Origin of the sequence: Klebsiella sp. CN_Kp073 (genome assembly GCF_040065495.2) — a bacterium.
Taxonomy (GTDB): domain Bacteria; phylum Pseudomonadota; class Gammaproteobacteria; order Enterobacterales; family Enterobacteriaceae; genus Klebsiella; species Klebsiella aerogenes.
The window spans coordinates 2545661-2571544 of record NZ_CM198051.1 but is presented as its reverse complement, the minus strand read 5'-3'; the positions used below and the strand labels follow the sequence as shown (position 1 = coordinate 2571544).

Below are 25884 nucleotides of genomic sequence, written 5' to 3'. Positions count from 1 at the left end.
TAAGACTCACTTTCTGATGGTGTTACGCGGCAAACTGACAATGAAACTCGCCTTGCGCATAGCTGATGCGCAGTTGCGTAAACTGCTCATCGTTACGGTTGGCGGTTAACAGAATTTGGCTCATCTGCGGCAGCAGCGTGTTGGTCAGAATCGCATCGACCATACGCCCGCCGGATTCCACTTCGGTACAACGCTGAACCACCTGCTCGACGACGCTGTCGTCAATCTCGCAGACAATGTTGTGATTGTCATGCAGACGGCGCTGAATACGCGCCAGCTGCAGGCGCACGATTTGCCCCAGCATCGCATCGCTCAGCGGATAGTACGGCACCACCAGCAGGCGGCCGAGCAGCGCTGGCGGGAAGACCTGTAACAGCGGCTGACGCAGCGCGCCGCTCAGCGCTTCCGGCTCGGGCATCAGATCCGGGTCGGCACACATGGCGCTAATCAGCTCGGTACCGACGTTGGACGTTAAGATAATGATTGTGTTGCGGAAATCGATATGGCGGCCTTCACCGTCTTCCATCCAGCCTTTATCAAACACCTGGAAGAAGATTTCGTGCACGTCCGGATGCGCCTTCTCGATTTCATCCAGCAGCACCACGCTATACGGGCGGCGTCGTACCGCTTCAGTCAGCATCCCGCCTTCGCCGTAACCCACATAACCCGGCGGCGCGCCCTTCAGGGTCGAGACGGTATGCGCCTCCTGGAACTCACTCATGTTGATGGTGATAACGTTCTGTTCGCCGCCGTACAGCGCTTCCGCCAGCGCCAGCGCGGTTTCGGTTTTACCTACGCCGGATGGACCGCATAGCATAAAAACGCCGACCGGCTTATTGGGGTCGTCGAGCCGCGCGCGTGACGTGCGCACACGTTTGGCGATCAGATCCAGCCCGTGGCGTTGGCCAATCACTCGCTGGTTGAGCGTGTCGGCCAGGCTCAGTACGGCGTCAATCTCATTTTTGACCATCCGCCCCAGCGGAATGCCGGTCCAGTCAGCGACCACCGCCGCCACCACGTTCTCATCTACCGCCGCGAACAGCAGCGGCATCTCACCCTGCAGGGTTTTTAGCGCCAGCTGTTTTTCATTAAGCGTCTGGCGCAGCGCTGGCTGGGCGTCGTCATCGGCCTCCTGCAATTGCGCGCGCAACGCGATGACTTCATCAACCAACGCGCGTTCCTGCTCCCAGCGACGACTCAAGGTATCGCGTTCAGTTTCCTGCTGCTGACGCGCCTGCTTGAGTTGCTCAATGCGCTGGCCATCGCCAATCGCCACCCGGTTCTCGCGTTGGGCAATCTCCAGTTCCACATCCAGGGCGGCAATGCGCTGCAGGCAATCTTCCAACTGCGGCGGCGGCGCGCTTTGGCTGACGGCGACGCGGGCGCAGGCGGTATCCAGCAGCGCTACCGCTTTATCCGGCAACTGCCGCGCGGGAATATAACGATGCGACAGCTTCACCGCCGCGTTGACCGCTTCATCAAGCAGCAGCACCCGATGGTGTTTCTCCAGCGGCGATACGGTACTGCGCAGCATCAGCAACGCTTTCTCTTCATCCGGCTCGTGGATTTGCACCGTCTGGAAACGGCGGGTCAGCGCCGGATCTTTTTCAATATATTTTTTGTACTCCGCCCAGGTGGTCGCGCCGATGGTGCGTAATTGTCCGCGCGCCAGCGCCGGTTTCAGCAGGTTCGCCGCATCGCCGGTGCCCTGCTGGCCGCCTGCGCCAATCAGGGTGTGGATCTCGTCGATAAACAGCACGATCGGCGTCGGGCTGGATTGCACTTCGTTAATTAACGCCTGAAGACGGGCTTCAAATTCGCCTTTCATGCCCGCACCGGCCTGCAGCATGCCGATGTCCAGCAGCCACAGCTCAATATTACGCAACGGCTGCGGAACATCGCCTGCGGCGATCCGCCGCGCCAGCCCCTCCACCACCGCGGTTTTACCGACGCCAGCTTCCCCGGTCAGCAGCGGGTTGTTCTGCCTGCGGCGCATCAGGATATCCACCATCTGGCGGATCTCTTCATCACGGCCGACCACCGGATCGATTTTGCCCTCCTGCACCCGCTGCGTCAGATTCTGTCCGTACTGGGCCAACGCACCCTGTGCCGTCGCCGTCGCGCCCGTGTTGGCCGCCTCCACCGCCGCCTGCTGGCTCTCTTTACTGGCGGCCAGCAGCGTCTCAAAGCTCTCGCTCAACGCATCGACATTGATTTTGCTAAACTGCGGCGAAATACCTTTCAGAACATTAGCCAGATTCCAGGTTTTCAGCAGCCCTATTAACAAATGGCCGCCGCGGATGCGGTTGACGCCATATTTCAGCGAGCCATAAACCCACGCGCGTTCGACGGCGCTATCGATATGCTCAGAAAGGTCGGAGACAGAGCTGGCGCCGCGCGGCAGCGCATCCAGGGCCGCGATGATATCGCGGGTCAGCGCCTGCTCATCAAGGGCGAAATGGCGGATAATGTGTTGCAGGTCGCCGTCCTGCTGCTGCATCAGCTGATGCAGCCAGTGCACCAGCTCAACGTAAGGGTTGCCGCGCAGTTTACAAAAGGCGGTTGCGCTTTCCAGCGAGGTAAACAACAGCGTATCCAGTTTGCCGAAGAGTACGGCACGGCTGATTTCTGACATGTTCGGTTCCATTGATAACATTAATAAAGGTGTCAGAGAGCAGACGACATCAGGCGTCGCTCTGCTCCACGCTAAACACTAAATCGCCACGCGGCGCGGGGACTGGCTGGCGGCCAAGCCAGGTGCTGTAGCCCAGTTTGCCGTCGCCGCTGAGGACCGTACCGGGTACTTCATCGCCGCGGATAAGTACCCTGACGTCCCATGCATATTCGATCCCGAGATACTGGCGGACCCAATCGCGTAATTCGTTCACCGCGTTTTCACCCGGCAGAAAACGGGCGTATTCGGCGGCGCTAAGCGGGCCGATTTCAAGGCGGAATTTATGCTGAACATCGCGTACCGCGACGCCGAGAAACGCCGAGACGCCCAGGCGAGGCAGACGCCTTCCCGCCCCCAGCTGCGCTTGTTCTCGCGGGGTCAGCGGCATCCATTGCGGCACGTTGCTGATAATGTTGACCGGGACTTTGAAGAAATTTCGCAGGATCTTCTCCAGCCCTTCCGGATCCCGACCGTGGCGGCTGAGATGGCCTGCGTGGGTGAAACGCGCATGCGGGCTCAGGTCGCCCTTTTCCAGTTGCCCCGGCTGGCCCATGCCGATGAGTGAGGCGAGGTAGCGCTCAAAGCGGCGGTTATCCGCACGGTCTAACGATACCGTTGGCTGCGCGTCGGCCCAGGCGCGGTAGAACAGCAGCGTCAGGCGGTGGTGAAAGAGATCGGCAAAAGCGCTCAGGCTGTCGTCCTGATGATGATGAATACGCTCGCGGGCATATTCGGTCATATGAACCGGCAGCGGGCCATTGGGGCCGAACAGACCGAAGCTGAGAATCGATATCTCATGCACCGCGCTATTTTCCCGTTTTTTCGCGCTGGCCAGCGTCGCGGGCGCAAACCCCATTGAGGGCGTTTGCCCGATGCGCAGCGATTCAAATTTCGGCAGCGGCGCGCGTCCAAGCGGGTAACGTTCGCCTCCTTGCGCGTCAATGCGGCGCAGCAGATGAAAAAGATCGTAGCGCCAGGGCGCGGCGGTAACCTCGCGCCAGAAAACGTCCGCCAGCGGCGTCAGGCGATGAATGGTAGCCATCGTCTCACTCATATCAACGCCCTTTTACCCATTCGCGGCGCCCAGTAGCCGATTTCGCCGCGCTGCTGGCTGCATAACGTGAATTCGGTAAAGCTGTTGAGCGACACCAGCCGGGCAAAGACCCTTTCCAGTACGCTGCCAAACAGCCACGGGCTGGCGCCGGAAAAAGCGCGCTCATCTACGGTTAAGGTAATGCCGATACCGCGGGCGAAGACGATGGGTCCCGGCTCCGGCACCCGGCGATGAACCGGCTCCAGCACGCAGTGGCGTACCCCTTCGATTTGGCGGGCCACGGCGGTCTCCGCCAGCCCGGCATACAGCCCAAGCAACTGGCGTAGCGCCGCGGCGCCTTCGCCATTTTCACCGTCCATCAGGCTGAGATAGTTCATTTGCAGCTGGCTTATCAGCCGCCAGGTGCTGAGCCCTTCCGCCAGCGCCGGGCGCGGCGGCGTCGGGCCGCTACGCATTTTCAATGTTTTTACCGGTAGCGAATCCGCCAGCACAAATTGCCCCAGCTCCTGTTGTAGCATCAACGGCAGGTCGCGGCTGGTGCACAGCACCTCGGCGGTGATGTAACGCAGATCTTCCTGCCACGGCGCATGCTGCTCATCGACCAGTGAGACAAAGGTCTCAGAACCGGTATAGCCGGTACGCGTGCCATAACGCAGCGCGTGTTCGGAAAGCACCCGCTGTTCGCGGCGCAGTGAAAAATAAGCGCCGTAATCTCCGGCATCCTTGCTCCATGAACTCCAGAATGGACGGAACTCGCGATCGTCGCGGTGGCCATCGGCGCTGCCGTGAATTTTACTCACCGAATAGATTTCGTAGTCCAGCGGGCGGATGTTATCGACCACCAGATGGTATTCATGCTGGCTGTCGCTTAGCGACTGGCGGGCGGCGATTTTCGGAAACAGGTTAATCACCGGCGTGCAGTGCAACGCGAAGTGGTTAGCTTCCACCACTTGTTCCAGGCGATCGTCGGTTTTATCCAGCAGAATAATGATATCGAAGGATTTTTCTTCCTTGCACTGCCCAATTAGCTTGCTCAGGCCGTTAATACTGATAAAGCGGAAGCGCGCCGGGAAGGCAAAGTATTCGTGCAGCAACCGGTAGCCGTCAAAATTGCGAAGATCTTCCGGTAGCAGCGCCTGATTGGCGGCGAATCCCTCTTGTTGGATAGCCTCTTCGCTCAGCGAAAAACGCAGCGGATCGCGCCCGGTGGTCTGGCACACCACGCCGACCTGGTGGGCAAGAATCAGTTCCAGCAGGCGCAGCGCCTCAATATCCGGGCCGCTTAAGAAAAACGCCAGCCGGTCAAAGGTCAGATGGCCAAGATGTTGAGCCCCTTCACAGCTGATACGCAGGCGCAAAGCGCTGACGGCGCCGCGCTGGCTGAGCCCAAGCGCGGCCAGCGGCACATCGGCGGGGATCCCGCCAAGTTCGGCTTTCTCAATACGCAGCGGCAACAGCGTGACATCGTGCGCGGTGGTGTAGCTACAGGTGACGCCGTTTTTCTTCAATACCTGGCTGTCCATCATCGTACCGCGCGGTACCACGAAACCTTTACTCAGATCGCCTTTATTGATGTCCGGCTGCAGTTCGGCTATCGCCATCGACGGCGTAGGCGCCAGATAATTGGGCGCGATCATCTCCAGCAGGCGCTGTGAAAAGCGCGGGAATTCGGCGTCCATTTTTAGCTGGACGCGGGAAGTCAGAAAGGCGAAACCCTCCATCATCCGCTCAACGTAAGGATCGGCGACCTCAATACCGCGCATGCCCAACCTGCCGGCAACCTTCGGATAGCGTTCGGCGAATTCAGCGCCCATCTCACGCAGATAGGCCAGCTCGCGGTTGTAATATTCAAGCAGTTTGCCTTCCATCGTTACCCCGCGTCTTTCAATTCAAAGTGGCCATTTTCGAGATCTACATCGGTACGGAACAAAAACTCTAATGGATACGGTACGCACCACAGACGCCCTTTAATTTCAATCGACAGGACGTTATGTAAATCCAGTGACTGGGTATCAGAAATACAGCGGACCTGAAGCCCCTGCGGCAGAATGCGCGGTTCGAAGCTGATAATCGCCTCGGTAAGTTTGCGCTGAATATCCTGCCATTCAATGTCCGACATCCGTTTCCCGGCCAGCGGCGCGACGCCAAAATTAACCACCGAACGGCGCACGTGCGCCAGCGCGGCCAACGCCTGCGGATCGTCATGATTGATGGTATTGAACAGCCACTGCAGATCGCGCAGCACGTGACGGCGCAGCGTACTGTGGGTGATCAGGTTGCTGTTAAGCGGCTCCGATTTTTTCTGCGGCTGATTATCGGTCAGGCGGTCGAGCAGCGACGGCTGCATCTTATCGCGGGCGCCAATGGTCTCTTGCTTGCTACGCGCCTGCCAGCCGCTGCGCAGCGCGTCACCGTCGCGTACCGTTTTGTTCATGCAAAACTCACCACGTCGAGAGAGAGAATCGGGAATTCATCGTTATCGTTAAGCCACACTTTCTGCCCGTGGCCCTGATACAGCGCGCCTTCGTCGTCCAGCGGCTGCCACTCGGTGGCGCGGCCCAGCTGGAAGCGCGCCTCCGTCTGCGGCGTGACAGGGTAACGCGCGGGGATCTGACACACCTGCTCGCTTCCATCGGTCAGGCGCACCAGCGCATGGCGCCACACCAGATCGGTGACGCTCGCCGGGGCCTGAAAACGAATTTCGGCGATAGCGGCGAACGGCAGCCAGCAATACCGGCCATTGACGATAAGTTCACAAACCGGCCCCAGACGCGCGTCGCCGTCCATCAACCAGTGAAAAGCGACCGCGGGGGTATCCGCCTGATTGAGATTGCCAGGATTAAGGGGCGCCTGTTCAAAGGCGGCCAGCCGCTGTCGCTGGGCGGTTTCTGAATCAGCACAAAGCGCGGAGGCCAGCGCAGACAACCACGGCCACTGGCTGTCCGGCATCTGCGGGCGTGCGCTACCGGCAAATACCGCATCGCGCTGCTGCTCGCCCTGAATGCTCTGTTCCAGCAGGGTGACCGTTGGCCGGGCCTGCGGCTTCAGCGCCAGCCAGCTTTTTAGCTGCGCCAGCGCGCGCGTCCAGTTACCGCTCAGGCATAGAAACTGGACGAACGCCGCACGTAAATCGGCATCGGCGGGACGGCTTTTGATGTCGCTTTCCAGGCGCTGCAGCGCCGCGTCGACGCTTTCGCCAGCCAGCTGTTGATATAGCGTGTTCATCGTCGCTCCTTAGTTTGCCGCGCGCCATGCGCTGGCCGCCGGATTACGCAGCAGCGGGTGCAGGCCGTCGATCAGCACAACGTTGAGTTTGATATCCGGCGCCAGCCACGGCGACCAGACGCTCCGCGCCGCCTCTATCCGCGCCTGTAGACGCGACGGATCGTTGGCCAGTTCGCGGGACATTTCGATAGCCAGCGTGCCGGTCATCTGCCAACCGTTTTGTCCGGCGACATAGGGCAGGATCATCCAGCTTTGTTGGGCGTTTTCATTGCTGACTACCATGCGTTGGTTATTGACCGCGGTGATCAGAAGTTTGTTGGGGTCAGCGGCGGCATTGAGACCCAGGACCGGGAAACCATGTACGAAGGTCACGGTGCTCTGCTTTTCTTCGCCGTTCACTGATTGAGTGATGACGGTGCGTCCGCTCAGCCAGCCGCCCTTTTCGCAACTACCGGATTCAACGGCGGGAATGAATAAGGCGGCGGCGCTTTCCTGCCAGAAGGTGCGCAGTCGGCAGCCGCCCTGCAGCGTAAACTCCTGCCACGGCGTGCGGTCGGCGGCGGGAGACAGTTTTTCCGCCTTCTCTTCCGGCGGCAGCCAGGCTGGCGCGACGGGCTTTTCCGCCGCCGCGACGGTCTCGGCGGGCGCGACTTTTACCGCCCATTTTTTGTTTTTCGCCGCGCTACCCTGGGCGATATGCCCATTATTCGCGTCAACCAGCGTCCAGTTCAGCTGCTGTAAACGCGAACACTGATGCTGCATTAAGGCACCGACGCGCGGCAGGAAGTTATCCAGTATTTTGACGTTCTTATTGCCGTTGGCGACGATGCGTAGCGCCACTTCATCAGCGCACCAGTTCTGCGCGGTGTTGCCCTTGATGTTATCGATCCAGACATCCAGTTTTTGCGAAGGCGATTGCACGATACGGTAGTTTTCCGCCTGCGCGACGCCGGTGGCGGCAAATATTGCCGCACCCAATATCCAATGTTTCATAAAAATCCTTCTTAGCCTGTCTCAATCCCGCAGTGGGAAAAATTGCGCGGCGTCGGCCAGCGAGTGCAGCAGCGTCGCCTCTTCCGGACTGCCCATCCATACCGCGACGGCGCTGTAGTTGTCCTGCGAGGCCTGGTCGCCGTCATTGTTTCTCTGAAGATACTGATTCATCAGGGTTAACCACTCCTGCGGGGTATTGACCATCTGCAGGGAGGATTTCATCTGCTCTTCGCCAACGCCGTGCCAGAAACCATCGGTACAGAGCAAAAAGGCATCGCCGTCTTCCACCGGCACCACATCGCTATAGCTGGCTTCCGCGCCGTCGCTGGCCATGCCTAACGCCCGGTACAGCAGATTACTGTTAATATCGTCGGTCTGATGTCCGGCATCTTTCATCTGTTGGACCAGACTGTGGTCAGTGGTGACGTGGTACAGCCAGCCGCGGCGAAACAGGTATAACCGGCTATCGCCGGCGTGGGCCCAGTAGGCCAGCTTATAATCGCGATCGATAAACAGGCTCACCAGCGTGGTGCCCATTCGCCGATAATCCGGCGTCGCCTGCTGTTGTTGGAGAATGGCGCCGTTGGCCTGCTGCACGTACTGACGAATGGTCTGGGCGTTCAGATGATTATCGCCGTCAAACCGATCCAGAATCGCGTTGCGCGCCAGTTCCGCCGCCACCTCGCCGCCGGGCAACCCGGCAATGCCGTCGCAGACCACAAAGCAGGCGGAGCGCTCACCGACGCATTCGCCGGTCTGATCCTGATTGCTGGCGCGCGTTCCCTGGCGGGAAAGAGAAGCCGTGGTAATGTCCATTATTCTTCCGATCCGCTCTGTGAGTCTTTGTACTGATTCACTTCCATGTCATAGGCATAGAGGAACGCTTCGCCAAACAGGGTGTGGAAATCGTCTTCAATTTCCCCGGCGGTTTCGCCGTAGGTACGGACAAAATAGTCCCATAACGCCGCTTTCCGGCTGGCCGGAAGCGCCAGGCGCGAAGTGTGGCCATCGCGTTTAGCCTCTTCTTCCAGTTGCTCGGGGTTAAAGGACTGCAGCATCGCGGCGATAATGGCGCGGATCCCCGAGATCATCCCTAACTGATGGGCCTGCAGGTCGATCAATGCGTCGCGTACCGATTTTTTCGGCGGCATAAAGCCCGGCATCCGCGCGCCGAACATCTGCATCAGCACGGTTTTCCCGGAAGGCAACAGCTTGAACGGGTTGTTGGCGTCGTCCAGTACCATGGTCATATCGGCTTTGACGCCGCGTTTGAGGATCGAACGCGAAGAGAGCAGCGCGACGGTGCCCTGCGAGAACATGCTCAGCATTTGACCAAGCTGACGCATATTCTCTTTGTCGAACTGCGGCACCGGCTGCATATCGCCGAGCCCCATGCCTTCCAGTAAGGCTTCCAGTAGCTCTCCCTGCAGCACTTCGCCGTTACCCGGCTGCGGCGTGCTGGTCGCCTGATGTTCATGACGTACGGGATCGATACGCAAGCGCCCTTTTGGCGTCTGGGCGGCTTGCCGCGCCACGGCCTGCGGCGTCGGTAAGGTTATTTCCGGCGCTTCTTCGCGCGCTGCCGCGGGCGGCTCCTGCGGCGGCTGGGTCATTAATAATGGCGAATCAAAAGCGGCATCAGGCTCGTCGGCAACCGTTTTAGCAGGCTCTTCGGTGCTGAAGGCATCTACCGATGTCAGCGGCGCGCCGCCCATTAGCCCCAGCGGATCGTCATGACGCGCGGTTTTGGCGCTAGCGTCGCCGCCGAAGAGCGCCAGCGGATCCAATTCTGCCTGCGGCTCATCGGCGACAGGCTGAGCCGGTTTTTCAACTGGCGGCACCAGCGTCGTTGGCGTAACGTCGGCAAAGATACTGTCGCGGTCAAATGGGGTGTCATCGGCAAACAGGTCGTCCGTCGCCACCGGCGGGCGCTCAAACAGCGGTTCGCTATCAGCGAACATCGCCAGCGGATCTTCCGGATTACGTTCGGCAGGCTTCGGCTCGGCAAAGGGATTCGGCGCGTTATCGGCCTGCGGCTTGGCCCGGCTGCTGGAGATGCTGTCGGCAATCGAGAATTCCTGCATCAGGCTATCCCAGATTTCTGACGGCACCGCGGTTGGCGCGGCTTCCGCCACGGCGGGCGTTGCGGCTGAGGTTGGCGTTGTCGATTTCGCAGTGACAGGCGGCTGACCGCTCGCCGCCATTCGGCTTATCGGTTGGCTATCCTGCAGCAGATCGCTGACTTCGATGCGATAGTCGTCAATGGCGAGGATATCGCCATCCTGGAGTTCAACCTGACGCCCCCGCTCCAGCGGGATCTCGTTGAGTACCACCCGCGTCACGTTGCCGCGATTGGTAATTTTGCACTCGCCGTCTGCCGCCACGTGGACGATGGCCTGCAGGCGAGAAATGGCGCGGTCGTCATCCGGCAGCACCAGGTTATTGTCCGTGCCGCGCCCAATGGTACCGCCCGGCGCGTAAAAGTCACAGCTCCCCTGCGGGGGCTGATGACCGGCTTTGGTCGAAATAATCGTGAATCGCATAGCCTATTCCTGCTGATATGATTGGCGCACAAACGCTGCCGCTCTCGAAATAAGAACGGCGGCGTTTGCGGGGGCACATTTTATTCAGTCTGTGTAAGCTTAAATTGCCCTGAAGCGCTTTCTACTAAGGAGAATCGAGCACCATAACGAACGGAATCGTTTTTACCAGACACCTTTAGTGCAACATCATATTCTCCAGCTTGCCATGTAATACCACTCCATTGGTGACACTGCTGGCTATTTAACATCGCGGTAGGGCTGAACGTCGCTGGCGGTGATATTGGTTTCCATTCATTGGCCGTTTTTTTCATAATGGTGGGCGAAGAACTAGTGATAGGCGCTTCCAGCCCTGAGTTAGCGGGGAGAGCAAAACAAGGTTCATTGTTTTTTAGTGTTACTGAAAACGTCTGATATTGTGCCGGGTGAGGTACACAGGCGTTTATCATGATTGTGAACGCCAATATAATAAAAAATTTACTCATAACCATGTCCGCCGATCTTTAGGGTTTTTAATAAACAAAGATAACGCCTGTAAATATTTATCTCTTAGATTTGGCCCAATAATACCCTCAAAACCTGTGATGTTTACAAAATCGCCCAAGCCGTAATTAATTAGATAATAATAATCTGAAATTATAGAGGCCTGCTGTTCCATACCAAAGTTCGACAATTTCTTGTTTGGAGGTAAAGAGTAATTATAACTCACTGCCCAACTGAATACCCCTCTGGTTCGAACATTCATTCCAATCTGATGCTGCAAAACATGAACCATCTCGTGTATGAACCAGTGCTTATATCGAGGAGGCTCTGTTGAAAAATCATCACGATAATGCGGCTCTCGGAAATACATTTCACCATTAGGTGTCATTGCAACATTATTTGATTGCATGTTAAATGGTAAGTAACTTTTATTATGTACTTTAACTTCAGAATATTTTATTGCGCCGCCAAAAACCAAACGTGCCAATGCTATCTCGCCGATAGTAAGAGAACGAAAACCCCCTTCCTGCAAATTTGCCATGTATCCTTCCTCCTTGATTGAGAATGGCCGGGGAAAATCCCCGGCACGTAGGCAATTATGCTTCTTTATTTTCTTTGATATTCCAGCCGGCGCTGCTTTCTGCCCCTTTACCGCCAGCGGAAGTCTGCTCCCAGTACTGCTGTTTCACTTTCGCCGCCTGGAAGGCATAGGTTACGCCAACGGTGTCGCCGTTATCGGCGCCGGTGTACTGCACGGAAGTCACCAGTACATCTTCGAGGGTGATTCGCGCATATTCAACCTGCTGACCACCGGCTTTGCAGACCGAAAGTTCAACTTTGGTCAGGTGCTTGCCGCTGGAGCAGTGCTTCAGAATCGCGGTGGTGGATTTGTCGATCAGCGCATTTACGTGCAGGTCGTTGAAATTCACTTTACCCGCACCGCCACCGCCGCCCACGCTCATATTACCCGGCTGGGATGCGCCCCAGGAAAAAGAGGTAATATCAGTCCAACCGGTGTGATTAGAATCTTTTGATTCACCGGTTACACCCTCGACCTTCAGAAACATATCAATAGCCATAATATCTACTCTTCGTTAATGAAAATTATTGCTTTCGAAAAAGCACTTATATGGCAAACAGGAAAGCATGGGGCTGAATAAAACCATCCATATTTTACTATTGCCTCAAGCCTGACGAGTTAAACCGTACAGACCACTTCAGAATAGCCGCATTATGACAGCAACTACTCTAAGTTCCCTTCTGTCGCTCAGTATTTCGGACAGGTGCTAGACAACTAATACCTGGTTAATCTAGAATAAATCCAACCAACTACAGCAAAAAAGGATTGATGAATGAAAAAAGCGCTATCGGTAGCATTGATAATTATACTTTCAATTATTGGCATGTTTTCTCTTGTCAATATTTTTCAATCATTATGGTATATTATTTCGCTTGAATCATTCAATACAATAAATATTGGACTGCTTGTCGGAAAAATAATTTTCACCGCCCTTGTTTTTATGGGGGTTCGTATTTTAATCAAATTGTGTCGCGCATCACAACTTTGATTTTACCCTCTCTGCGAAATAGTATATGGCGAGAGATGCGATAATAAGCAACATCAAAAGAAACACATTTTTCGCCAGCGCTACAATATCACCACCCCAGTCACATACAAAAATATAACAACCTAGAGTTGTAAAAAATAGAATGAATGAAAAAATCAAAAGAATATAAACACATAAGTATTTAATGATTTTATTTAACACGACCAACCCCTGATAGGAAATGGTTGAATATTTCTTTATCTATAGCGCCATGAGCTTGTTGGTAGTTGATTGCAATGATAAATGGCTTAATATTATCCTCAACCAGAAAATATAATAAATCTAAATCACCAATTCCTCGCAATTGATTATAAATCTCTTTGTTTAAATTGCGTAGCTCATATGATGTATAAATGGACCTCGAAATAGACGCCCCCACACTTAATACTCCAGTCACACCTACGGACACTAAAAAACGAGGAATTATTTTAGAAATAAACAACGAAACCAACTCGTTCACAAATGCCATTTTGAAAGCAATGCCACCAACTTGCGAACCCCCAACTTTTATCAGAAGTTCTCTCGATTGTTCTTCGGAAAGACCACATAAATAACGTTTTATCACCACATTCACTAATCTGCGTACTTCTTCTGAAGTTACACCTTTTTTAATGAGGCTGATAAGCCTGATTTTATCGGTTTCATTGCGCCAGCGATGATCAGAGTCTAGAAAATCTTTAGACAACATCCAAAGATCTTCTGGAATAGACATGAAGCCACTAATCGTGCTGTTAGCAAAAATCTCAATACTGCTTTTTTTGCCAGAGTCAAAAATTTTCAACATACCATCGGCGATTTGTTTCGGCGTACTCATTCCCAAATTCGAATCTCCCTGTCGTTAATTATATATCTCAACATAATTGTCCATTGAATAGCAGGAATGCAAAGTTGAAATTAATGCTAGTTATCCTGACTCCAGGTTTTATTAGGATCACCGATGATTATCTGCGAAGTTAATTTATCCAGTTCCGTACTATGATAAAGGCGCAAACAATTTAAGGTAACGCCCTGAGTTGCGGGTTGTCTCTCGGAATGAAAGCCATTGGTGGCACTTTTGTATTTAGTAATAATGGCGTTAATTTTGTCATTACCGTTTTCAATATCGAAAGGCACCCACTCCAGCAACGCATTGCTACTGCGCGCAGCATCCACAGAAAACTGACTTTTATCATCGGCTACCTGCGCCAGACAGCGGGATAAAACCACGTCTTTAACAACCTGCTTATAGGGTAGCTGTTTAACAAACAATACCGGGTCGTCCCAGGCATAAGCCGACGCACTGCTAGCAAGCAGCAGACTGATAATGATTCTGTTCATGGCAACTCCCAAAAATTGGCTTTGGTTGCTACCTCAATTCCCAAAATTCATCATGTTGTCGCCAGGGAAGCCTCATGACGTCGCTCCCTTTTTGCAAGGCAACTCCTTCGCCAACGCTTCGGTAATCAGCATCGCCGCAGGCTGTTTAATTCGCTCGTCGGGCAGCTTTTTGAAATAGCTGTAGACGCTTTCTCGAAGCGATCCCGGCAGTGCCTGCTGATAACCGCACCAGGCTTTACCTTCTGTTGCATCCATCACGCCAAGCAGATACATATTGGCCTTTAACTGCTGCTGGGTATTGTCTTGTGCCAGCCAGGCCTTGAGAAACTTTTCGCCGCTCAACCGCACATCATTACGTGATAGTTGATTGGGATCGCGCAGTAAATTGGCGGAATCTTCAGCCGCCTGGACGACAGCAAATGGCATCAGCACCGTGAGCAGTCCCAGCGTGCAGAGTGGTAATAATTTCATTTCTTTACCTTCTTCCATGGCGTGGTACCTGCCGGGAGTCGCCTCCCGGCGGCATCATATTACGCTTCCTTGGTTTTCAGCGACGGCAGCTTGGAAACCAGACGCAGCGACACGGTAAGCCCTTCCAGCTGGTAGTGCGGACGCAGGAAGAACTTCGCGGTGTAGTAACCCGGGTTGTCTTCGATCTCCGCTACCTGCACTTCAGCGGCCGCCAGCGGTTTGCGCGCTTTGGTCTCCTGCGACGAGTTAGCCGGATCGCCATCGACATAGTTCATCACCCAGTCGTTCAGCCAGCGTTCCATGTCATCGCGCTCGCGGAAGGAGCCGATTTTGTCGCGCACAATGCACTTCAGGTAGTGAGCAAAACGGCAGCAGGCGAACAAGTACGGCAGACGCGCAGCCAGACGGGCGTTGGCCGTGGCGTCGGCATCATGATATTCCGCCGGTTTCTGCAACGACTGCGCGCCGATAAAGGCGGCAAAGTCGGAGTTTTTGCGATGGATCAACGGCATAAAGCCGTTTTTCGCCAGCTCCGCCTCGCGGCGATCGCTGATGGCGATCTCGGTCGGGCATTTCATGTCCACGCCGCCATCGTCGCTCGGGAAGGTGTGGCAAGGCAGATTTTCCACCGCGCCGCCGGATTCCACGCCGCGAATGGAGGTGCACCAGCCAAACTCTTTGAACGAGCGGTTAATGTTCGCCGCCATCGCATACGCCGAGTTGGCCCACGCGTAATTGTTGTGATCCGCGCCGTCGGTCTGCTCTTCAAAATCAAAACTGTCCACCGGGTTGGTTCGAATCCCGTAAGGCAGGCGCGACAGGAAGCGCGGCATCACCAGCCCCAGATAACGCGCGTCTTCCGACTCGCGCAGCGAACGCCAGGCGGCGTATTCGGTATTCTGGAAGATTTTGGTGAGGTCGCGCGGGTTCGCCAGCTCCTGCCAGGACTCCATCTGCATCACTTCCGGTGCGGTACCGGTAATAAACGGACAGTGCGCAGCCGATCCGATACGCGCCATTTCGCCCAGTAATTCCACATCCTGCGGACTATGGTCGAAATAGTAATCGCCGACGATGCAGCCGAATGGCTCGCCGCCAAACTGGCCGTACTCCTGTTCATAAATTTTCTTAAAGATCGGGCTCTGGTCCCAGCCCACCCCTTTGTAACGCTTCAGAGTGCGCCCCAGCTCCTGCTTGGAGATGCTCATAAAGCGGATTTTCAGCATTTCGTCGGTTTCGCTGTTGTTGACCAGGTAGCTCAGGCCGCGCCATGCGCTTTCCAGTTTCTGGAACTCGTCATGATGCAGGATCTGGTTCACCTGCCGCGACAGCTGCTCATCGATACCGGCAATCAGGTTCTGGATGGTGCGATAGGTGTCGTTGGAAAACGTGACGGTGTTTTCCAGCGCCTGCTGCGCGAGGGTTTTTACCGCGTTTTCAACGGCGGAACGCGCCTGGTCGGTTTTCGGGCGAAACTCTTTGTTCAGCAGCGCGCTGAATTCATCCTGGCTAAAGGCCTGGCTGGACTGCTGCTCATGTTGTTGAGTCGGGTTGCTCATCGATTACTCCTCGCTACCTTTCGCACTGTCGTCTTGTTTCGGCATCTGGCTCAACGATTTGAGCAGCGTCGGATCCTGCAAAATTTTAGCAATTAGCTCTTCCGCGCCGTTTTTACCGTCCATATAGGTGAGCAGATTCGAAAGCTGGGTACGGGCTTCCAGCAGTTTGTTCAGCGGCTCCACTTTGCGGGCCACGGCATCCGGCAGGAAGTCGTCCATGCTGTCGAAGGTTAAATCGACGTTCAGTTTGCCTTCGTTGGTCAGCGTATTGTCGACCTGGAAAGCGACGCGCGGTTTCAGCGCTTTCATACGTTCGTCGAAGTTATCAATATCGATGTCGAGGAACTTACGTTCATCGACCGCCGGTTGATTGTCGACCGGTTTACCCACCAGATCCGCCATCACCCCCATTACAAACGGAAGCTGGATTTTGCGTTCCGCACCATAAATCTCTACGTCGTACTCGATCTGTACGCGGGGCGCACGGTTGCGTGCGATAAATTTCTGCCCACTTTTACTTATTGCCATGATGTTCTCCATCGAAGATGCGCGGTAAAGGTTGAGCGCCAGACCTTATGCCTGTCGCCATAATGTCCGGACGCGTCAGTCGCGACGTCCAAAAATGTTTTCCAGTTGATGAACGCCGTCCGGCGCTAAATCGCGGATGATGTCCATAAAATCCAGCTCAATCAGCCGCTGTACCCGTTCAATCATCAGCGGCGCGGGGTGACTCGGTTCGTGCTGGGCGAAGTACTGTTTTACTTTTTCCAGCATCTGCTGCGCCTCGGCGCGGCTGCTGATTTGCGCGCTGCGCCAGTCAACGGCAGACGGCGGCGGCGCGTTGGGAATCGCTTGATGTTCACTCACGGCACTCTCCTCGCGGGACGTGTGAAAGGACGAAATATCGGTTATCTGGCAGGCGCCGGCGACGATACCGACGGTCTTCTGCAGTTGTTCCATTTCCGGCACGCCGCTTTCACCCAGACAATCGCTTAATATTTCGCGGATGGTCTGCAAGCGCTGGTGAATGGCGAGGATGGCGTCAATCCCCGGCTGCCCGCCGCGGGCCAGTTCATCAATCAATCGCGAACGGCCGCCGGGATAATCCGCGCATTCGGTTTTACTGCCATCGAGCAGCGCCTGCGCATCGCGCAATAGCAGTTCATCGCCATTACTGCGTAACAACACGGCATTGCGTAACGCGCTGGTCAGCGCTGATTTGTCACTTAGCCCCGCGAGCGCATTGATACGGTAAAACGGATCAGTTTCGCCATACTCTTCCAGCAGCGGATAGATAGGCTGCCAGTAAAGCGACAGCGCCTGTTGCACCAGCAGCAGGCCATCCGCGTAACCACTCAGGCCGCGGCGTTTTGTCCACGCCTGAGTCAGCGCCAGCATGACGCGCAAATCTTTGGTGCGGCTAAGTAGCCCAGCCGCCAGCTTTTCTACCGTCGTCCAGTCAGCGGGTTCCGCCGGGATAATGGTGTCGCCGAACTGCTGCTCGGCTTTACCCTGCATCGCTTGTTCCATTGCCTGGAAATCGGCGTCATATTCGAGGTTTTCACCGCAGGGCTGCTCCGCGCTAACCGGAGCAAGGAATTCATCAATATTCATGGCCTACCTGCTTATTCAAACATCGGCGGATACAGACCGTGACGGCCCGGCCTCGCGCCCCCGGCGGGATCAAACAGCAGCGTGAACAGCTGGCCGGTCAAATTACCGCTATGGACGTGGGTATAGAGCGGATAACCATCGGCGCGGTTGGTCCACCAAAAACTGGTCTGACGCTGCGGATCAAAACAGTCCGCCGCCTGCTGCCAGCCCAGGGAGCTTTGCCCATCTTGCTGATAACCAATCACGTCGAGTATTTCCGAACGCTTTTCCGCCTCTACCAGCTTTGGCGCTGGAATAGCGAGTAGCGCCTGGTCAAGTTGTTCAGCGGAAAAACCATTACGTACCGCATGCAGCAGCGTTCTGCCCACCTGCTGATACCACTCTCCGGCCTGAGTGAGGATCGAAGGCGACCACTCCAGCGGGTTGAAGGCCATTTGCGCGCAGATAGGATACTGGCGACCTACCCGGTCGCGCCCTGGGATCAGACACCCCATCTGCACCATCTGCCCGCTCAACATCGGCGGAACGATAAAGTTCCATACCGGCGCGTTGCTGAACTGGCGTTCGCCGCTGCGCTGTTGCTCCTGTTGCCAGGCCATCAGCCCAACCTGAAACCATTGCGACCACTGGCGAACCAGCATGTCCGGAAATCGACGTTGCAAAAAATCGCCGGTACTGGGGAGTTTCCCGTACCAGCTCATCGCAGGGGCGTGAGTCATTCGGCTTTCCTTGCGGTTATGGACATGAGAAACGGGGAAGCTGGAACGGATTGCGGATACTGTTCGGCGCAAACTCCAGCGTGACCTGGTAACCATCGACATTAAACGTTGCCTGACGGCTCAAACTGCTGCTGCCGGGCGCGGTGCGCGCCTTATCAAAAAAGCGGTTCAGCGCCCATGAGCCGCTGGTCACCAGCGTCGAGGTGGTACCATCGGCCAGACCGAGTTGCATACGCACCTGGTTGGTGCCGCCCGGCCCCGGCCAGCTCATCATTTGCACCGCCTGCGGACCGTGGCTATAGCGCAACTGCTGGCCATCAACATCCAGCGTCAGGTTGAGGATCCGGTTGTCCATGCTGATGGTGCGCACCGTCACTTTAAATGACGGCGTGGTCGCGCCATTGGCAAAGAACGCGTCGCGGATCGATTGCGCCTGCTGGAAAGGCCTTAATAACCCTTCACTACCCGGCAATGTTTTGCCATCGATACCGGGCATAAAACGCCAGCTGGACTGCGTGGTATCGACTTTATTGGTCAGGTTGTCACGGAAGAAGGTATCCATCATGCCGGTGCCCGGCGCGAACATACGCGCCAGATCGTCCGGCGTGACTTCACTACTGGCGCTGCGAACCAGCGGATAGCGCCCGGCGATAGCCTGGCGGCAGAATCCGCCGACTTCAACGTTAATCCGTTTACGTACGTTATCGAGATCGCGGCGCTGGGTATCACTGCTGGCGCCGACCGCCATTTTGCTGAACATGGTTTGCAGTCCGCCAGGTAAGCGCCCGGCGCTGGCCTGTAGACGGCTAATCGCGTCGCCGCCCGGCGGTTGCATACCGCTGTTGGCGGCATCCTGTACCGCGGTCAAGTAGCGATAAAGTTCATCGATCTGTTTGAGGAAATCGTCGAACACAATCGTTTTGCCGCCCTTTTCCAACGGCTGCGCCAGTTCGATCAGCGGCGCGTAGTGTTCCGTTACCAGCTGTTCCGGCGTCTGGCTAAGCGCCGCGCCCTGGGTTGTGCCGCCCTCATCATGGCGGAAAAGCGCTTCCAGCGTTCGGGTAGCGCGGTTGCCCTGCTCGGCTGAGTTTTCGCTTTTAACCGTATCCGGCTCGGCGCGCGCCAGGTTCAGCACCTGACTCAGGTTGATAACCAGACGACGCAGCGGCGAGTTACTGGCGGAAAGCAGGCGCGCGGTGTTGATCCGCGATGACAGATCGGCGCTATTGTTGAGCTGAATATCGGCAAGGAAGCGATCCCAGTTGGCGATAAAATCACGCATATAGAGCTGGCGGACGGCGTTATCGGTTTGCTGTTTATCTTCCGACGCGCTGGCGGCGCCCAGCACCCAGATATCATCTTCATGCAGCGCGCTGGTCACGTTATCGATCTGTTTATTGAACACCTGCCAGTAGCCATCTGGCGTGTACAGGCCGGGAACGCCCTCAGCGATCGGCGTACCGCTTTTACGCGAGAACACCAGTTCGCTCTGCGGCCCGCCGAGCGTCGCCAGCGATACCGCTTTCAGATTGTCATCATGCTCAAGTAGACGTTTCAGACGACCGTACACTCTTGAGGAGAGCGGCTGCTGGTTAATCAACGCTCGCTCACGGGCGATCAGCGCATCATCCCTGGCATACGGCGAGGACTGGATTTGCGGTTCCAGTAGCTGGACAAGATGCCCTTCCAGCTGTCGTAGCTGCGTCTGCGTCACGTTTTGCGGCAGGTTACGCTGCAGGTTAAGCATCACCCAGGAGAGTAGAAACTTGCCGTCATACTGCTTGGGCTGATAGAGCATCTGATAGGCTTTCAACGCCTCATAGCTATATTCGGCGTCACTGCCATTGTCGTTGCGCAACCAGGTAGTGATACGCATGGCGACATCCGGTAACAGCATTTGCTGCAGCGCTTTTTGATACAGCGTCTGCGAGGCGTCGCTGACATCATTTCCGCGGTAGAGTCCCATCCGGCGGCTGACCGGCGGGTCGTTGACGTCAAAATCGGCACTCTTCGGCAATTCCAGCAGGCCGTTGAGTAGCGGCAGCATGGCGAACAGATCGCGCTGCTCGGGGTTTTGCAACGCTTTGCTCTGCTGCTCAACCTGCGGCACCTTCACCGAGACTTCTTCCAGGTAGGCCTTGTTTTTGCCGTAGCTGGTCAGCCACAGTACGCATGAAATGATTAACAGCGCCGCGAGCGCCGCATAGCCTGACCAGATCGCTGCGCGGTTACGCAGTTCCCACCAGCGGTTCTGCCCGGCGATGCCGGCTTCCTGGAAAATCACGTTTTGCAGCAGGTTTTTAATGAAATAACTCTGGCCCTTGGCGCCGGGGATCGGCGCTTCTTTACTCACCGAGTCCCAGTTGTCGTTTTCATTTCCCTGTGGCAAAGACAGCGCGCGATTGAGTTCGCCCATCACGCGGTCGAACGGTAGCCCTTCCTGGGTACCGCTGGCGAAATAAATGCCGCGCGGTGAAAACTCGGTTTCAAAGTTAGAACGGGCAAAGACGGTACTCAGGTAATCGGCTAACAGCGGCCGCAACGCCGCAAACTCTTGCGGGAACAGCCAGGCTTCGGCGCGGGTTTTGGCATCATGCTCTTGCAGCATTGTATCCGGCAGCCCGGCCTCAAGCCGCTGTTGCAGTAGCGCAAACTCCTGGGTAAAGCGGCCCATCAGGTCGAAGTCGGCAAGACTTGCCTGCTCCCACGGGAAAGTGAAGCCCCAGATTTGATCGCGCAGCGCCTTGTCGTAATCGGCAAACCAGGCGCGGAAGCCTTTAAGCAGGTCGGCCTTCGTCACCAGTACGTACACCGGGAAACGAATACCCAATTGTTCATGTAGTTCAGAGAGACGCTGGCGCAGATTAACCGCCTGCTGCCGCGAGGCCTCCGTCGATTGCGTTAACAGATCGGAGATACTTACCGTGACGATAACGCCGTTAATCGGCTGGCGGCGGCGGTATTTACGCAATAATCCCATGAACTTCAGCCACTCGCTGGCGTCCTGCGCCTGCTCGCTCTCCTGGGTGGTATAGCGCCCGGCGGTGTCCAGCAGCACGGCCTCGTTGGTAAACCACCAGTCACAGTTGCGCGTGCCGCCGATGCCGCGTAACGCCGTTTTTCCGAAGCGGTCGGCCAGCGGGAACTGCAGCCCGGAATTCGCTAAGGCGGTGGTTTTACCGGAACCGGATGCGCCAATAATCACATACCATGGCAGCTGATACAGATAGTGAGTGCTAAACCGCTGGGTCCACTGGCCATTGCCGGTTTTGCTGAAGTGCGCTTTTTTCAACATTTGCGCGGCTTCATCAAAGCGTTCGGCGAGGATCTGGTCTTCACTATTGAGGCGCTGCTGCGGATCGTTACCCTTCGGCGTGTCTTCCTTCAGGTTATCCATCAGCTTGCGGTTGAGCCAGGCGTTGTACAGACGCGGCAGAATGTGGCTTTGCGCCCAGATGAGGTACACCAGCGCAATAGATATAACGCGGTTTTGTTCCGATTCCAGCGGCCGGGTATCGACAATCGACAATAGCGGGCCAATCATCCAGATGACGGCCGCCACCGCCGTAGCGCCGAGAAAACCCCACAGCAGCCGGTTGGTCAGTATGGAAAGCAGAAGTGTCAGCATCCTTAATTTCCTTGGGGCAATCCGTTCAGCTCAGCCCGGGTATTATCGGGCGACACCAGCAGAGTAATTTCCACACGGCGGTTACGGGCACGGTTCTCAGGAGTAGTATTCGGCGCGATGGGGTTCATTTCCCCTCGCCCTTCGGCTTTTACGCGTTCAGGCTGCGTCAGATGATTTTGCAGTTGCTTTTGTACCGATCGCGCGCGTTCCAGCGACAGTTCGTAGTTCGAGGCAAAGCGCGCGCTGCGGATAGGCACATTATCGCTATAGCCGACCACCAGAATGCGGCCGCTGACGTTGTTCATCGCTTGCGCAATGCGATCAATCACCGGATCGTAACGGTCGCGCACCACCGTCGAGGCCGAAGCAAAGAGCCCGTCGCCTTTGAGGATCACCACGCTGCGGTCCGCTTCGTCACGTACCGCAACCAGCCCTTCGGCAATTTCCGGGCGCAGAAAACCTCGCAGGTTAAGTACCGCCGGCAATTTTTCCGCCGGCTGAGCAATCGACGCTTCCGGCAGCGGGGTCTGGTAAATTTTCGCCAACACCGGGTTGGTGGCATCGCCAAGCCGCCAGTTAAGAATGATATAGAACAGGCAGGCGGCGAACCCCGCCAGCGCGACGCAGGCCCATAGCGGCACCACCGGACGCCACAGTTTACGCAGCACCGGGCGATCCTCGCCGTGAACCGATAACGGCGGCGCGTAGCCGCCGCGTACGCCGCATATCATTTGCCACAGGCGCTGCTTGATGGTTTCCAATTGCGTACGGCCGTTATCCATTACCCGATAGCGTCCTTCAAAACCGAGCAATAAACAGTAGTTGATCAGTTCCAACAGATTGATGTGTTCGCGCGGATTCTGCGACAGGCGCGCAAGCAACTGGAAGAACTTCTCCCCGCCCCAGGTTTCATTGTGAAAGGTCACTAAAAGACCGCTGCCCGACCAGACGCCGCTACTCCCCCATGGCGTCAAGGCCGCCGCCTCGTCCAGCGCGGTACACAGACAGTAACGAGCGCCGACTATCACTTCGTAGGGTAACCCCGCCTGCTGAGCGCGCACTTCAAAACGGCGGATTTCATCAATCAAACGCTGGCGCAAACCGGCCTGGTCATCGTGAGATACCGAATGACGAATCTGTGGGATCGCATTTAGCAATGGGTTGGCGGCCGTCACCAGGGGATTATTGCCGCTTACGCCATGGCTGGCAGCGGCCTGTTGTTCCTGCATCATCAACGCTCGCTTTCTTATTCCGACGGGCTACGGATAGCCCAAAATTCCATATCCAGGCCGGGGAACTCGCCTGCCAGATGCAGTGCGAAGGCGCCGGATTTCTCCATGTCGTTCCACAGCTCGCCGCCCTTTTCGACTGCAAAGTAGTTGTAACCGGCATGCCACGGAATTTGCGGCGGCGCGGCGGGCATAGCGCGCAGGATCAAACCCGGTAGCTGTAGTTGCACTAGATCGCGAATTTTGCTCACCGGCGCGACTTTCATCTGCGCCGGGAAGTGCGTTTGCAGAACATCACCTGGTACGCTGGCTTTAACTGCCAATACGAATCCGAAATCACGCACCATGCTGCTCTCGGGTACGGTCGCGATGTTTAGCCCATGCGATCGTTCTATCAGCGGGAGTTGGATGGCGTTGTCTTCCATTACTTGTGATAACCCCTGACGCAGCAACAACATCAGTTTCCCGAAGCAGCTAGCGAGATCGTCATGGTCGTAAATTGGCAGCGCGGCATCCGGACCGCGCTGCGCCATCCAGGTCGTCAGCTCGGCGGCGAACGGCAGCCAGCTATTCCACAATGACTCGGGGTGAACTAATGGCAGCGTTTTGAGATGTGAGAGATGGCCGAGATGGCGATTAACCAGCGCAAGTAGAGTGAACTCAATTAATTCGGAAGTATTAAAACGCCCCGGTTGTCGCAGCCGGCTGCCGATCTGCTGGCTGCGTTGCGCCAGCAGACCATGCAAGTCGTTGATCATCGCGTATATCAAAGGATGATTGATGCCGTTGAGCATCGGCGGGATATAGCCATTATCGAGTTTTACGGCATTATCGTTGCGCTTTTCGGCAATGAACGCCACGCCGATGGCCGTCCACTCGGCAGACAAATCCTTTTCCAGCATCAGGGTGAGCCGCGGGCGGGCAAACTGCACGGTGGCATCGCCAACCGACAGCGCATTGTCATCCGCTACATCCTGCTCAAACGCGGTAAAGCGCGCCAGCGAGTCTTTTTCCTCGCTGAAGATAACTTCTTCCCGGCCGCCGCGGCGTACCGGCAAGGCCAGTACGACTTTTTCGCCGGCGACGTTATCCGGAAGCTGCAACGGCGTCGGGCCCTGACGAGCATCGCGAAACTGGAAGAACGTCCCATCCGGCAGCAGGCCGCTGGCATAGCTCAGAGCAATGCAGCCCTGACGCAGCATCGCCTCATCAAGTTCAATCTCAAGGAAACCCCACAGCCAGGAGCGTTGTAATCCGCCCCATTCGCGAATTTGCGTTTGCAGGTAGCTTTCTGCCCGCTGAAAGTGATGCGGACGCAAGAACATACCTTCGGTCCAGACCACCTTTTCTGCTTTATTCATACAAATTTCCTGTTAGGGCTCGCGCTATTGCTGCACGACGCGGATCCCGTTAACGTCAAGATATAAATTAGCTTGCAGTTGATCTGCCGACAGTTTCCAGAACTGCCAAAAAGGAGTTTCGCCAGACGTTGGCAGAGGAAGAGAAATGCGCCACTTTTTACCATCCAGAGATTGGTATTCCGCCATCACTCCGATATAACGCGCCTCCGGCGAGCTCTGCCCGCTGAGTTTTTTTGCCAGTTGACCCGGCATAAGGAAAAATTCATCGCTGTTCAGCAAGTTGCCGGCGAGAATTTTTTGCGCGTTATTTTGTAAGGAGTAGAAATCGGCGGACATGAATTCCGCATCGGATTTCAGCACTAACACTCTGACCTTTAATGGCGCAGAACTGTTAATTTGCGGGTGGGCCTGGAACTGAAGATTGTATCGGGCAGGGTCGCTGTGTGAAGACGAACCACATCCACTAACCAACGTAAAAAGAAGCAAATAAAACGCCAGCATGACCTGGCGTAAAAGAGAGTTATTATTCATACGGTGTCGCTCGTAAAGGCGGGATTAATCCAGAATCCAGGTACCGTTATTGCCGTTTTTGCAGGCTTTGGTATTTCCGTCGACGCTCACGCAGGTCGCTTTCTTACGCGCCTTCGGGCGCTTCGACTGTTCACGGACCGTTTTATCATACAGTTCACTTTTGACGACGGCATTGGCCGGAGCATAGCCAATTAAATTTTCCTGACCTTCATTGGCTAACGCTATCCAACCGTCCTGCGCCTGGCCCAGGGCGATATAATTAGCACCAGGAACCAATTGCACAATCACTTTGCCGCCATATCCGGCCTGGCTCATTACCGCGGCAGAATACAGCGCGCGATATTCTGCGTTAATTGGGGTAAATTCCGTTGGCGGAACAACAATATGGCGATGGGTCAAATTGACGCCGTTAACCTGCGTGGTTTCAATGGTGTCATCGGTAATTTGCGGCTTCGGCGGCGCTTCGCACCCTGCCAGTGAAACCGCAATCATAGCGGCTAAAAACACTCGCGTTTTCATATGCTTTTCCATTGCAATGCTATTATTTTCTTAAGGGTTATCTCTGCTTGAATAACAAGTCTGAATATCCTTAATCACTGTGCGTAAAAGGGTTCCCGATGTGATATGGGCATAGCTACCGCACGAATCTTCACCGCAGTGGATCCCTATATTACATTTCATTAACTATCACCACACAATTTTACAGATCGATCGAGTCAATTCAACACGCAATTTCGCCCCATTATCAGGAGCAGTTGGCGGAATTAATTTTTTCAGACTAATCTTATAATGATGATATCCCTGAAAAAACCTTCTGACGGCGGAAAAGTGTAATCGCAAAAACCATACAAAAGAAAGTGAAATTTAACTGATTGATTT

The 25884-nt window shown here is 55.6% G+C and carries 24 protein-coding genes; 1 reads left to right on the top strand and 23 read right to left on the bottom strand.

The features are described from left to right. Positions 1-22 precede the first annotated feature (22 nt). The 11 genes from tssH to ABLV66_RS12280 all read right to left on the bottom strand — a co-directional run bounded on the left by tssH (position 23) and on the right by ABLV66_RS12280 (position 12048). Positions 23-2635 (bottom strand): type VI secretion system ATPase TssH, encoded by a 2613-nt coding sequence (gene tssH, locus ABLV66_RS12330; protein WP_348876645.1) that lies wholly within the window; start codon positions 2633-2635, stop codon positions 23-25. A 49-nt stretch (positions 2636-2684) separates the two neighbouring features. Next, positions 2685-3728 carry a type VI secretion system baseplate subunit TssG gene (gene tssG / locus ABLV66_RS12325; protein ID WP_348876646.1) on the bottom strand — a complete coding sequence of 348 codons (1044 nt, stop codon included), beginning with the start codon at positions 3726-3728 and terminating at the stop codon, positions 2685-2687. Continuing rightward, on the bottom strand, positions 3725-5596 hold the full coding sequence (gene tssF / locus ABLV66_RS12320) for a type VI secretion system baseplate subunit TssF (RefSeq protein ID WP_015705451.1): 1872 nt from the start codon (positions 5594-5596) through the stop codon (positions 3725-3727). Before tssF ends, tssG begins: the two co-directional genes overlap by 4 nt. Positions 5597-5598: 2 nt before the next feature. Next, positions 5599-6162 (bottom strand): type VI secretion system baseplate subunit TssE, encoded by a 564-nt coding sequence (gene tssE, locus ABLV66_RS12315; protein ID WP_213292541.1) that lies wholly within the window; start codon positions 6160-6162, stop codon positions 5599-5601. Next, positions 6159-6953, bottom strand: coding sequence for a type VI secretion system accessory protein TagJ (locus ABLV66_RS12310; protein ID WP_047048454.1), 795 nt, complete (start codon positions 6951-6953; stop codon positions 6159-6161). Before ABLV66_RS12310 ends, tssE begins: the two co-directional genes overlap by 4 nt. Positions 6954-6962: 9 nt before the next feature. Further along, positions 6963-7946 carry a hypothetical protein gene (locus ABLV66_RS12305; RefSeq protein WP_047079159.1) on the bottom strand — a complete coding sequence of 328 codons (984 nt, stop codon included), beginning with the start codon at positions 7944-7946 and terminating at the stop codon, positions 6963-6965. A 21-nt stretch (positions 7947-7967) separates the two neighbouring features. Then, positions 7968-8762, bottom strand: a complete 795-nt coding sequence (locus ABLV66_RS12300) for a PP2C family protein-serine/threonine phosphatase (protein WP_015705455.1) — start codon at positions 8760-8762, stop codon at positions 7968-7970. Then, on the bottom strand, positions 8762-10489 hold the full coding sequence (tagH, locus tag ABLV66_RS12295; protein ID WP_348876647.1) for a type VI secretion system-associated FHA domain protein TagH: 1728 nt from the start codon (positions 10487-10489) through the stop codon (positions 8762-8764). Before tagH ends, ABLV66_RS12300 begins: the two co-directional genes overlap by 1 nt. Positions 10490-10569: 80 nt before the next feature. Beyond that, positions 10570-10977 (bottom strand): putative T6SS immunity periplasmic lipoprotein, encoded by a 408-nt coding sequence (locus ABLV66_RS12290; protein WP_072058240.1) that lies wholly within the window; start codon positions 10975-10977, stop codon positions 10570-10572. Beyond that, entirely contained in the window at positions 10968-11510 is a 543-nt protein-coding gene (locus ABLV66_RS12285) for a hypothetical protein (RefSeq protein WP_348876648.1), read from the bottom strand. Before ABLV66_RS12285 ends, ABLV66_RS12290 begins: the two co-directional genes overlap by 10 nt. A gap of 55 nt (positions 11511-11565) precedes the next feature. Beyond that, positions 11566-12048: an Hcp family type VI secretion system effector gene (locus tag ABLV66_RS12280; RefSeq protein WP_015366565.1), complete on the bottom strand. Its 483-nt coding sequence runs from the start codon at positions 12046-12048 to the stop codon at positions 11566-11568. Between the two features lie 273 nt (positions 12049-12321). Between ABLV66_RS12280 and ABLV66_RS12275 the strand changes: the two genes are divergently transcribed. Further along, positions 12322-12537, top strand: a complete 216-nt coding sequence (locus ABLV66_RS12275) for a hypothetical protein (protein WP_348876649.1) — start codon at positions 12322-12324, stop codon at positions 12535-12537. 190 nt (positions 12538-12727) lie between these two features. On the opposite strand, the gene ABLV66_RS12270 is transcribed toward ABLV66_RS12275, so the two are convergent. From ABLV66_RS12270 to ABLV66_RS12215, 12 genes are all read right to left on the bottom strand, one after another. Further along, positions 12728-13390, bottom strand: coding sequence for an Ssp6 family T6SS pore-forming effector (locus ABLV66_RS12270; RefSeq protein ID WP_047048468.1), 663 nt, complete (start codon positions 13388-13390; stop codon positions 12728-12730). 86 nt (positions 13391-13476) lie between these two features. Then, positions 13477-13893 (bottom strand): T6SS amidase immunity protein Tai4 family protein, encoded by a 417-nt coding sequence (locus ABLV66_RS12265; protein ID WP_047079154.1) that lies wholly within the window; start codon positions 13891-13893, stop codon positions 13477-13479. A gap of 72 nt (positions 13894-13965) precedes the next feature. After that, complete coding sequence (locus ABLV66_RS12260) at positions 13966-14382, bottom strand: Rap1a/Tai family immunity protein (RefSeq protein ID WP_348874582.1); 417 nt, start codon at positions 14380-14382, stop codon at positions 13966-13968. 41 nt (positions 14383-14423) lie between these two features. Next, entirely contained in the window at positions 14424-15923 is a 1500-nt protein-coding gene (gene tssC / locus ABLV66_RS12255) for a type VI secretion system contractile sheath large subunit (protein WP_045382220.1), read from the bottom strand. Between the two features lie 3 nt (positions 15924-15926). Further along, positions 15927-16451 (bottom strand): type VI secretion system contractile sheath small subunit, encoded by a 525-nt coding sequence (gene tssB / locus ABLV66_RS12250; RefSeq protein ID WP_015366559.1) that lies wholly within the window; start codon positions 16449-16451, stop codon positions 15927-15929. A 75-nt stretch (positions 16452-16526) separates the two neighbouring features. Beyond that, a complete protein-coding gene (gene tssA, locus ABLV66_RS12245; protein WP_348876650.1) occupies positions 16527-17537 on the bottom strand; it encodes a type VI secretion system protein TssA in 1011 nt (336 codons plus the stop codon). An 11-nt stretch (positions 17538-17548) separates the two neighbouring features. Then, positions 17549-18256 carry a type VI secretion system-associated protein TagF gene (tagF, locus tag ABLV66_RS12240; RefSeq protein ID WP_047048474.1) on the bottom strand — a complete coding sequence of 236 codons (708 nt, stop codon included), beginning with the start codon at positions 18254-18256 and terminating at the stop codon, positions 17549-17551. A gap of 16 nt (positions 18257-18272) precedes the next feature. Beyond that, on the bottom strand, positions 18273-21884 hold the full coding sequence (gene tssM, locus ABLV66_RS12235) for a type VI secretion system membrane subunit TssM (protein ID WP_348876651.1): 3612 nt from the start codon (positions 21882-21884) through the stop codon (positions 18273-18275). Positions 21885-21886: 2 nt separating this feature from the next. Continuing rightward, positions 21887-23116 carry a DotU family type VI secretion system protein gene (locus tag ABLV66_RS12230; RefSeq protein WP_047048479.1) on the bottom strand — a complete coding sequence of 410 codons (1230 nt, stop codon included), beginning with the start codon at positions 23114-23116 and terminating at the stop codon, positions 21887-21889. 14 nt (positions 23117-23130) lie between these two features. Continuing rightward, positions 23131-24474, bottom strand: coding sequence for a type VI secretion system baseplate subunit TssK (gene tssK, locus ABLV66_RS12225; RefSeq protein WP_047067581.1), 1344 nt, complete (start codon positions 24472-24474; stop codon positions 23131-23133). A gap of 24 nt (positions 24475-24498) precedes the next feature. Beyond that, a complete protein-coding gene (gene tssJ, locus ABLV66_RS12220) occupies positions 24499-25005 on the bottom strand; it encodes a type VI secretion system lipoprotein TssJ (RefSeq protein WP_047067583.1) in 507 nt (168 codons plus the stop codon). A 24-nt stretch (positions 25006-25029) separates the two neighbouring features. Continuing rightward, entirely contained in the window at positions 25030-25524 is a 495-nt protein-coding gene (locus tag ABLV66_RS12215; protein WP_015366552.1) for a hypothetical protein, read from the bottom strand. Between the last annotated feature and the right edge of the window lie 360 nt (positions 25525-25884).

What these genes read in the sequence shown, in the direction of transcription:
- tssH (WP_348876645.1), bottom strand. Translation starts at nt 2,635, where the DNA reads ATGTCAGAAATCAGCCGTGCCGTACTCTTCGGCAAACTGGATACGCTG.
- tssG (WP_348876646.1), bottom strand. Translation starts at nt 3,728, where the DNA reads ATGAGTGAGACGATGGCTACCATTCATCGCCTGACGCCGCTGGCGGAC.
- tssF (WP_015705451.1), bottom strand. Translation starts at nt 5,596, where the DNA reads ATGGAAGGCAAACTGCTTGAATATTACAACCGCGAGCTGGCCTATCTG.
- tssE (WP_213292541.1), bottom strand. Translation starts at nt 6,162, where the DNA reads ATGAACAAAACGGTACGCGACGGTGACGCGCTGCGCAGCGGCTGGCAG.
- ABLV66_RS12310 (WP_047048454.1), bottom strand. Translation starts at nt 6,953, where the DNA reads ATGAACACGCTATATCAACAGCTGGCTGGCGAAAGCGTCGACGCGGCG.
- ABLV66_RS12305 (WP_047079159.1), bottom strand. Translation starts at nt 7,946, where the DNA reads ATGAAACATTGGATATTGGGTGCGGCAATATTTGCCGCCACCGGCGTC.
- ABLV66_RS12300 (WP_015705455.1), bottom strand. Translation starts at nt 8,762, where the DNA reads ATGGACATTACCACGGCTTCTCTTTCCCGCCAGGGAACGCGCGCCAGC.
- tagH (WP_348876647.1), bottom strand. Translation starts at nt 10,489, where the DNA reads ATGCGATTCACGATTATTTCGACCAAAGCCGGTCATCAGCCCCCGCAG.
- ABLV66_RS12290 (WP_072058240.1), bottom strand. Translation starts at nt 10,977, where the DNA reads ATGGTTATGAGTAAATTTTTTATTATATTGGCGTTCACAATCATGATA.
- ABLV66_RS12285 (WP_348876648.1), bottom strand. Translation starts at nt 11,510, where the DNA reads ATGGCAAATTTGCAGGAAGGGGGTTTTCGTTCTCTTACTATCGGCGAG.
- ABLV66_RS12280 (WP_015366565.1), bottom strand. Translation starts at nt 12,048, where the DNA reads ATGGCTATTGATATGTTTCTGAAGGTCGAGGGTGTAACCGGTGAATCA.
- ABLV66_RS12275 (WP_348876649.1), top strand. Translation starts at nt 12,322, where the DNA reads ATGAAAAAAGCGCTATCGGTAGCATTGATAATTATACTTTCAATTATT.
- ABLV66_RS12270 (WP_047048468.1), bottom strand. Translation starts at nt 13,390, where the DNA reads ATGAGTACGCCGAAACAAATCGCCGATGGTATGTTGAAAATTTTTGAC.
- ABLV66_RS12265 (WP_047079154.1), bottom strand. Translation starts at nt 13,893, where the DNA reads ATGAACAGAATCATTATCAGTCTGCTGCTTGCTAGCAGTGCGTCGGCT.
- ABLV66_RS12260 (WP_348874582.1), bottom strand. Translation starts at nt 14,382, where the DNA reads ATGGAAGAAGGTAAAGAAATGAAATTATTACCACTCTGCACGCTGGGA.
- tssC (WP_045382220.1), bottom strand. Translation starts at nt 15,923, where the DNA reads ATGAGCAACCCGACTCAACAACATGAGCAGCAGTCCAGCCAGGCCTTT.
- tssB (WP_015366559.1), bottom strand. Translation starts at nt 16,451, where the DNA reads ATGGCAATAAGTAAAAGTGGGCAGAAATTTATCGCACGCAACCGTGCG.
- tssA (WP_348876650.1), bottom strand. Translation starts at nt 17,537, where the DNA reads ATGAATATTGATGAATTCCTTGCTCCGGTTAGCGCGGAGCAGCCCTGC.
- tagF (WP_047048474.1), bottom strand. Translation starts at nt 18,256, where the DNA reads ATGACTCACGCCCCTGCGATGAGCTGGTACGGGAAACTCCCCAGTACC.
- tssM (WP_348876651.1), bottom strand. Translation starts at nt 21,884, where the DNA reads ATGCTGACACTTCTGCTTTCCATACTGACCAACCGGCTGCTGTGGGGT.
- ABLV66_RS12230 (WP_047048479.1), bottom strand. Translation starts at nt 23,116, where the DNA reads ATGATGCAGGAACAACAGGCCGCTGCCAGCCATGGCGTAAGCGGCAAT.
- tssK (WP_047067581.1), bottom strand. Translation starts at nt 24,474, where the DNA reads ATGAATAAAGCAGAAAAGGTGGTCTGGACCGAAGGTATGTTCTTGCGT.
- tssJ (WP_047067583.1), bottom strand. Translation starts at nt 25,005, where the DNA reads ATGAATAATAACTCTCTTTTACGCCAGGTCATGCTGGCGTTTTATTTG.
- ABLV66_RS12215 (WP_015366552.1), bottom strand. Translation starts at nt 25,524, where the DNA reads ATGAAAACGCGAGTGTTTTTAGCCGCTATGATTGCGGTTTCACTGGCA.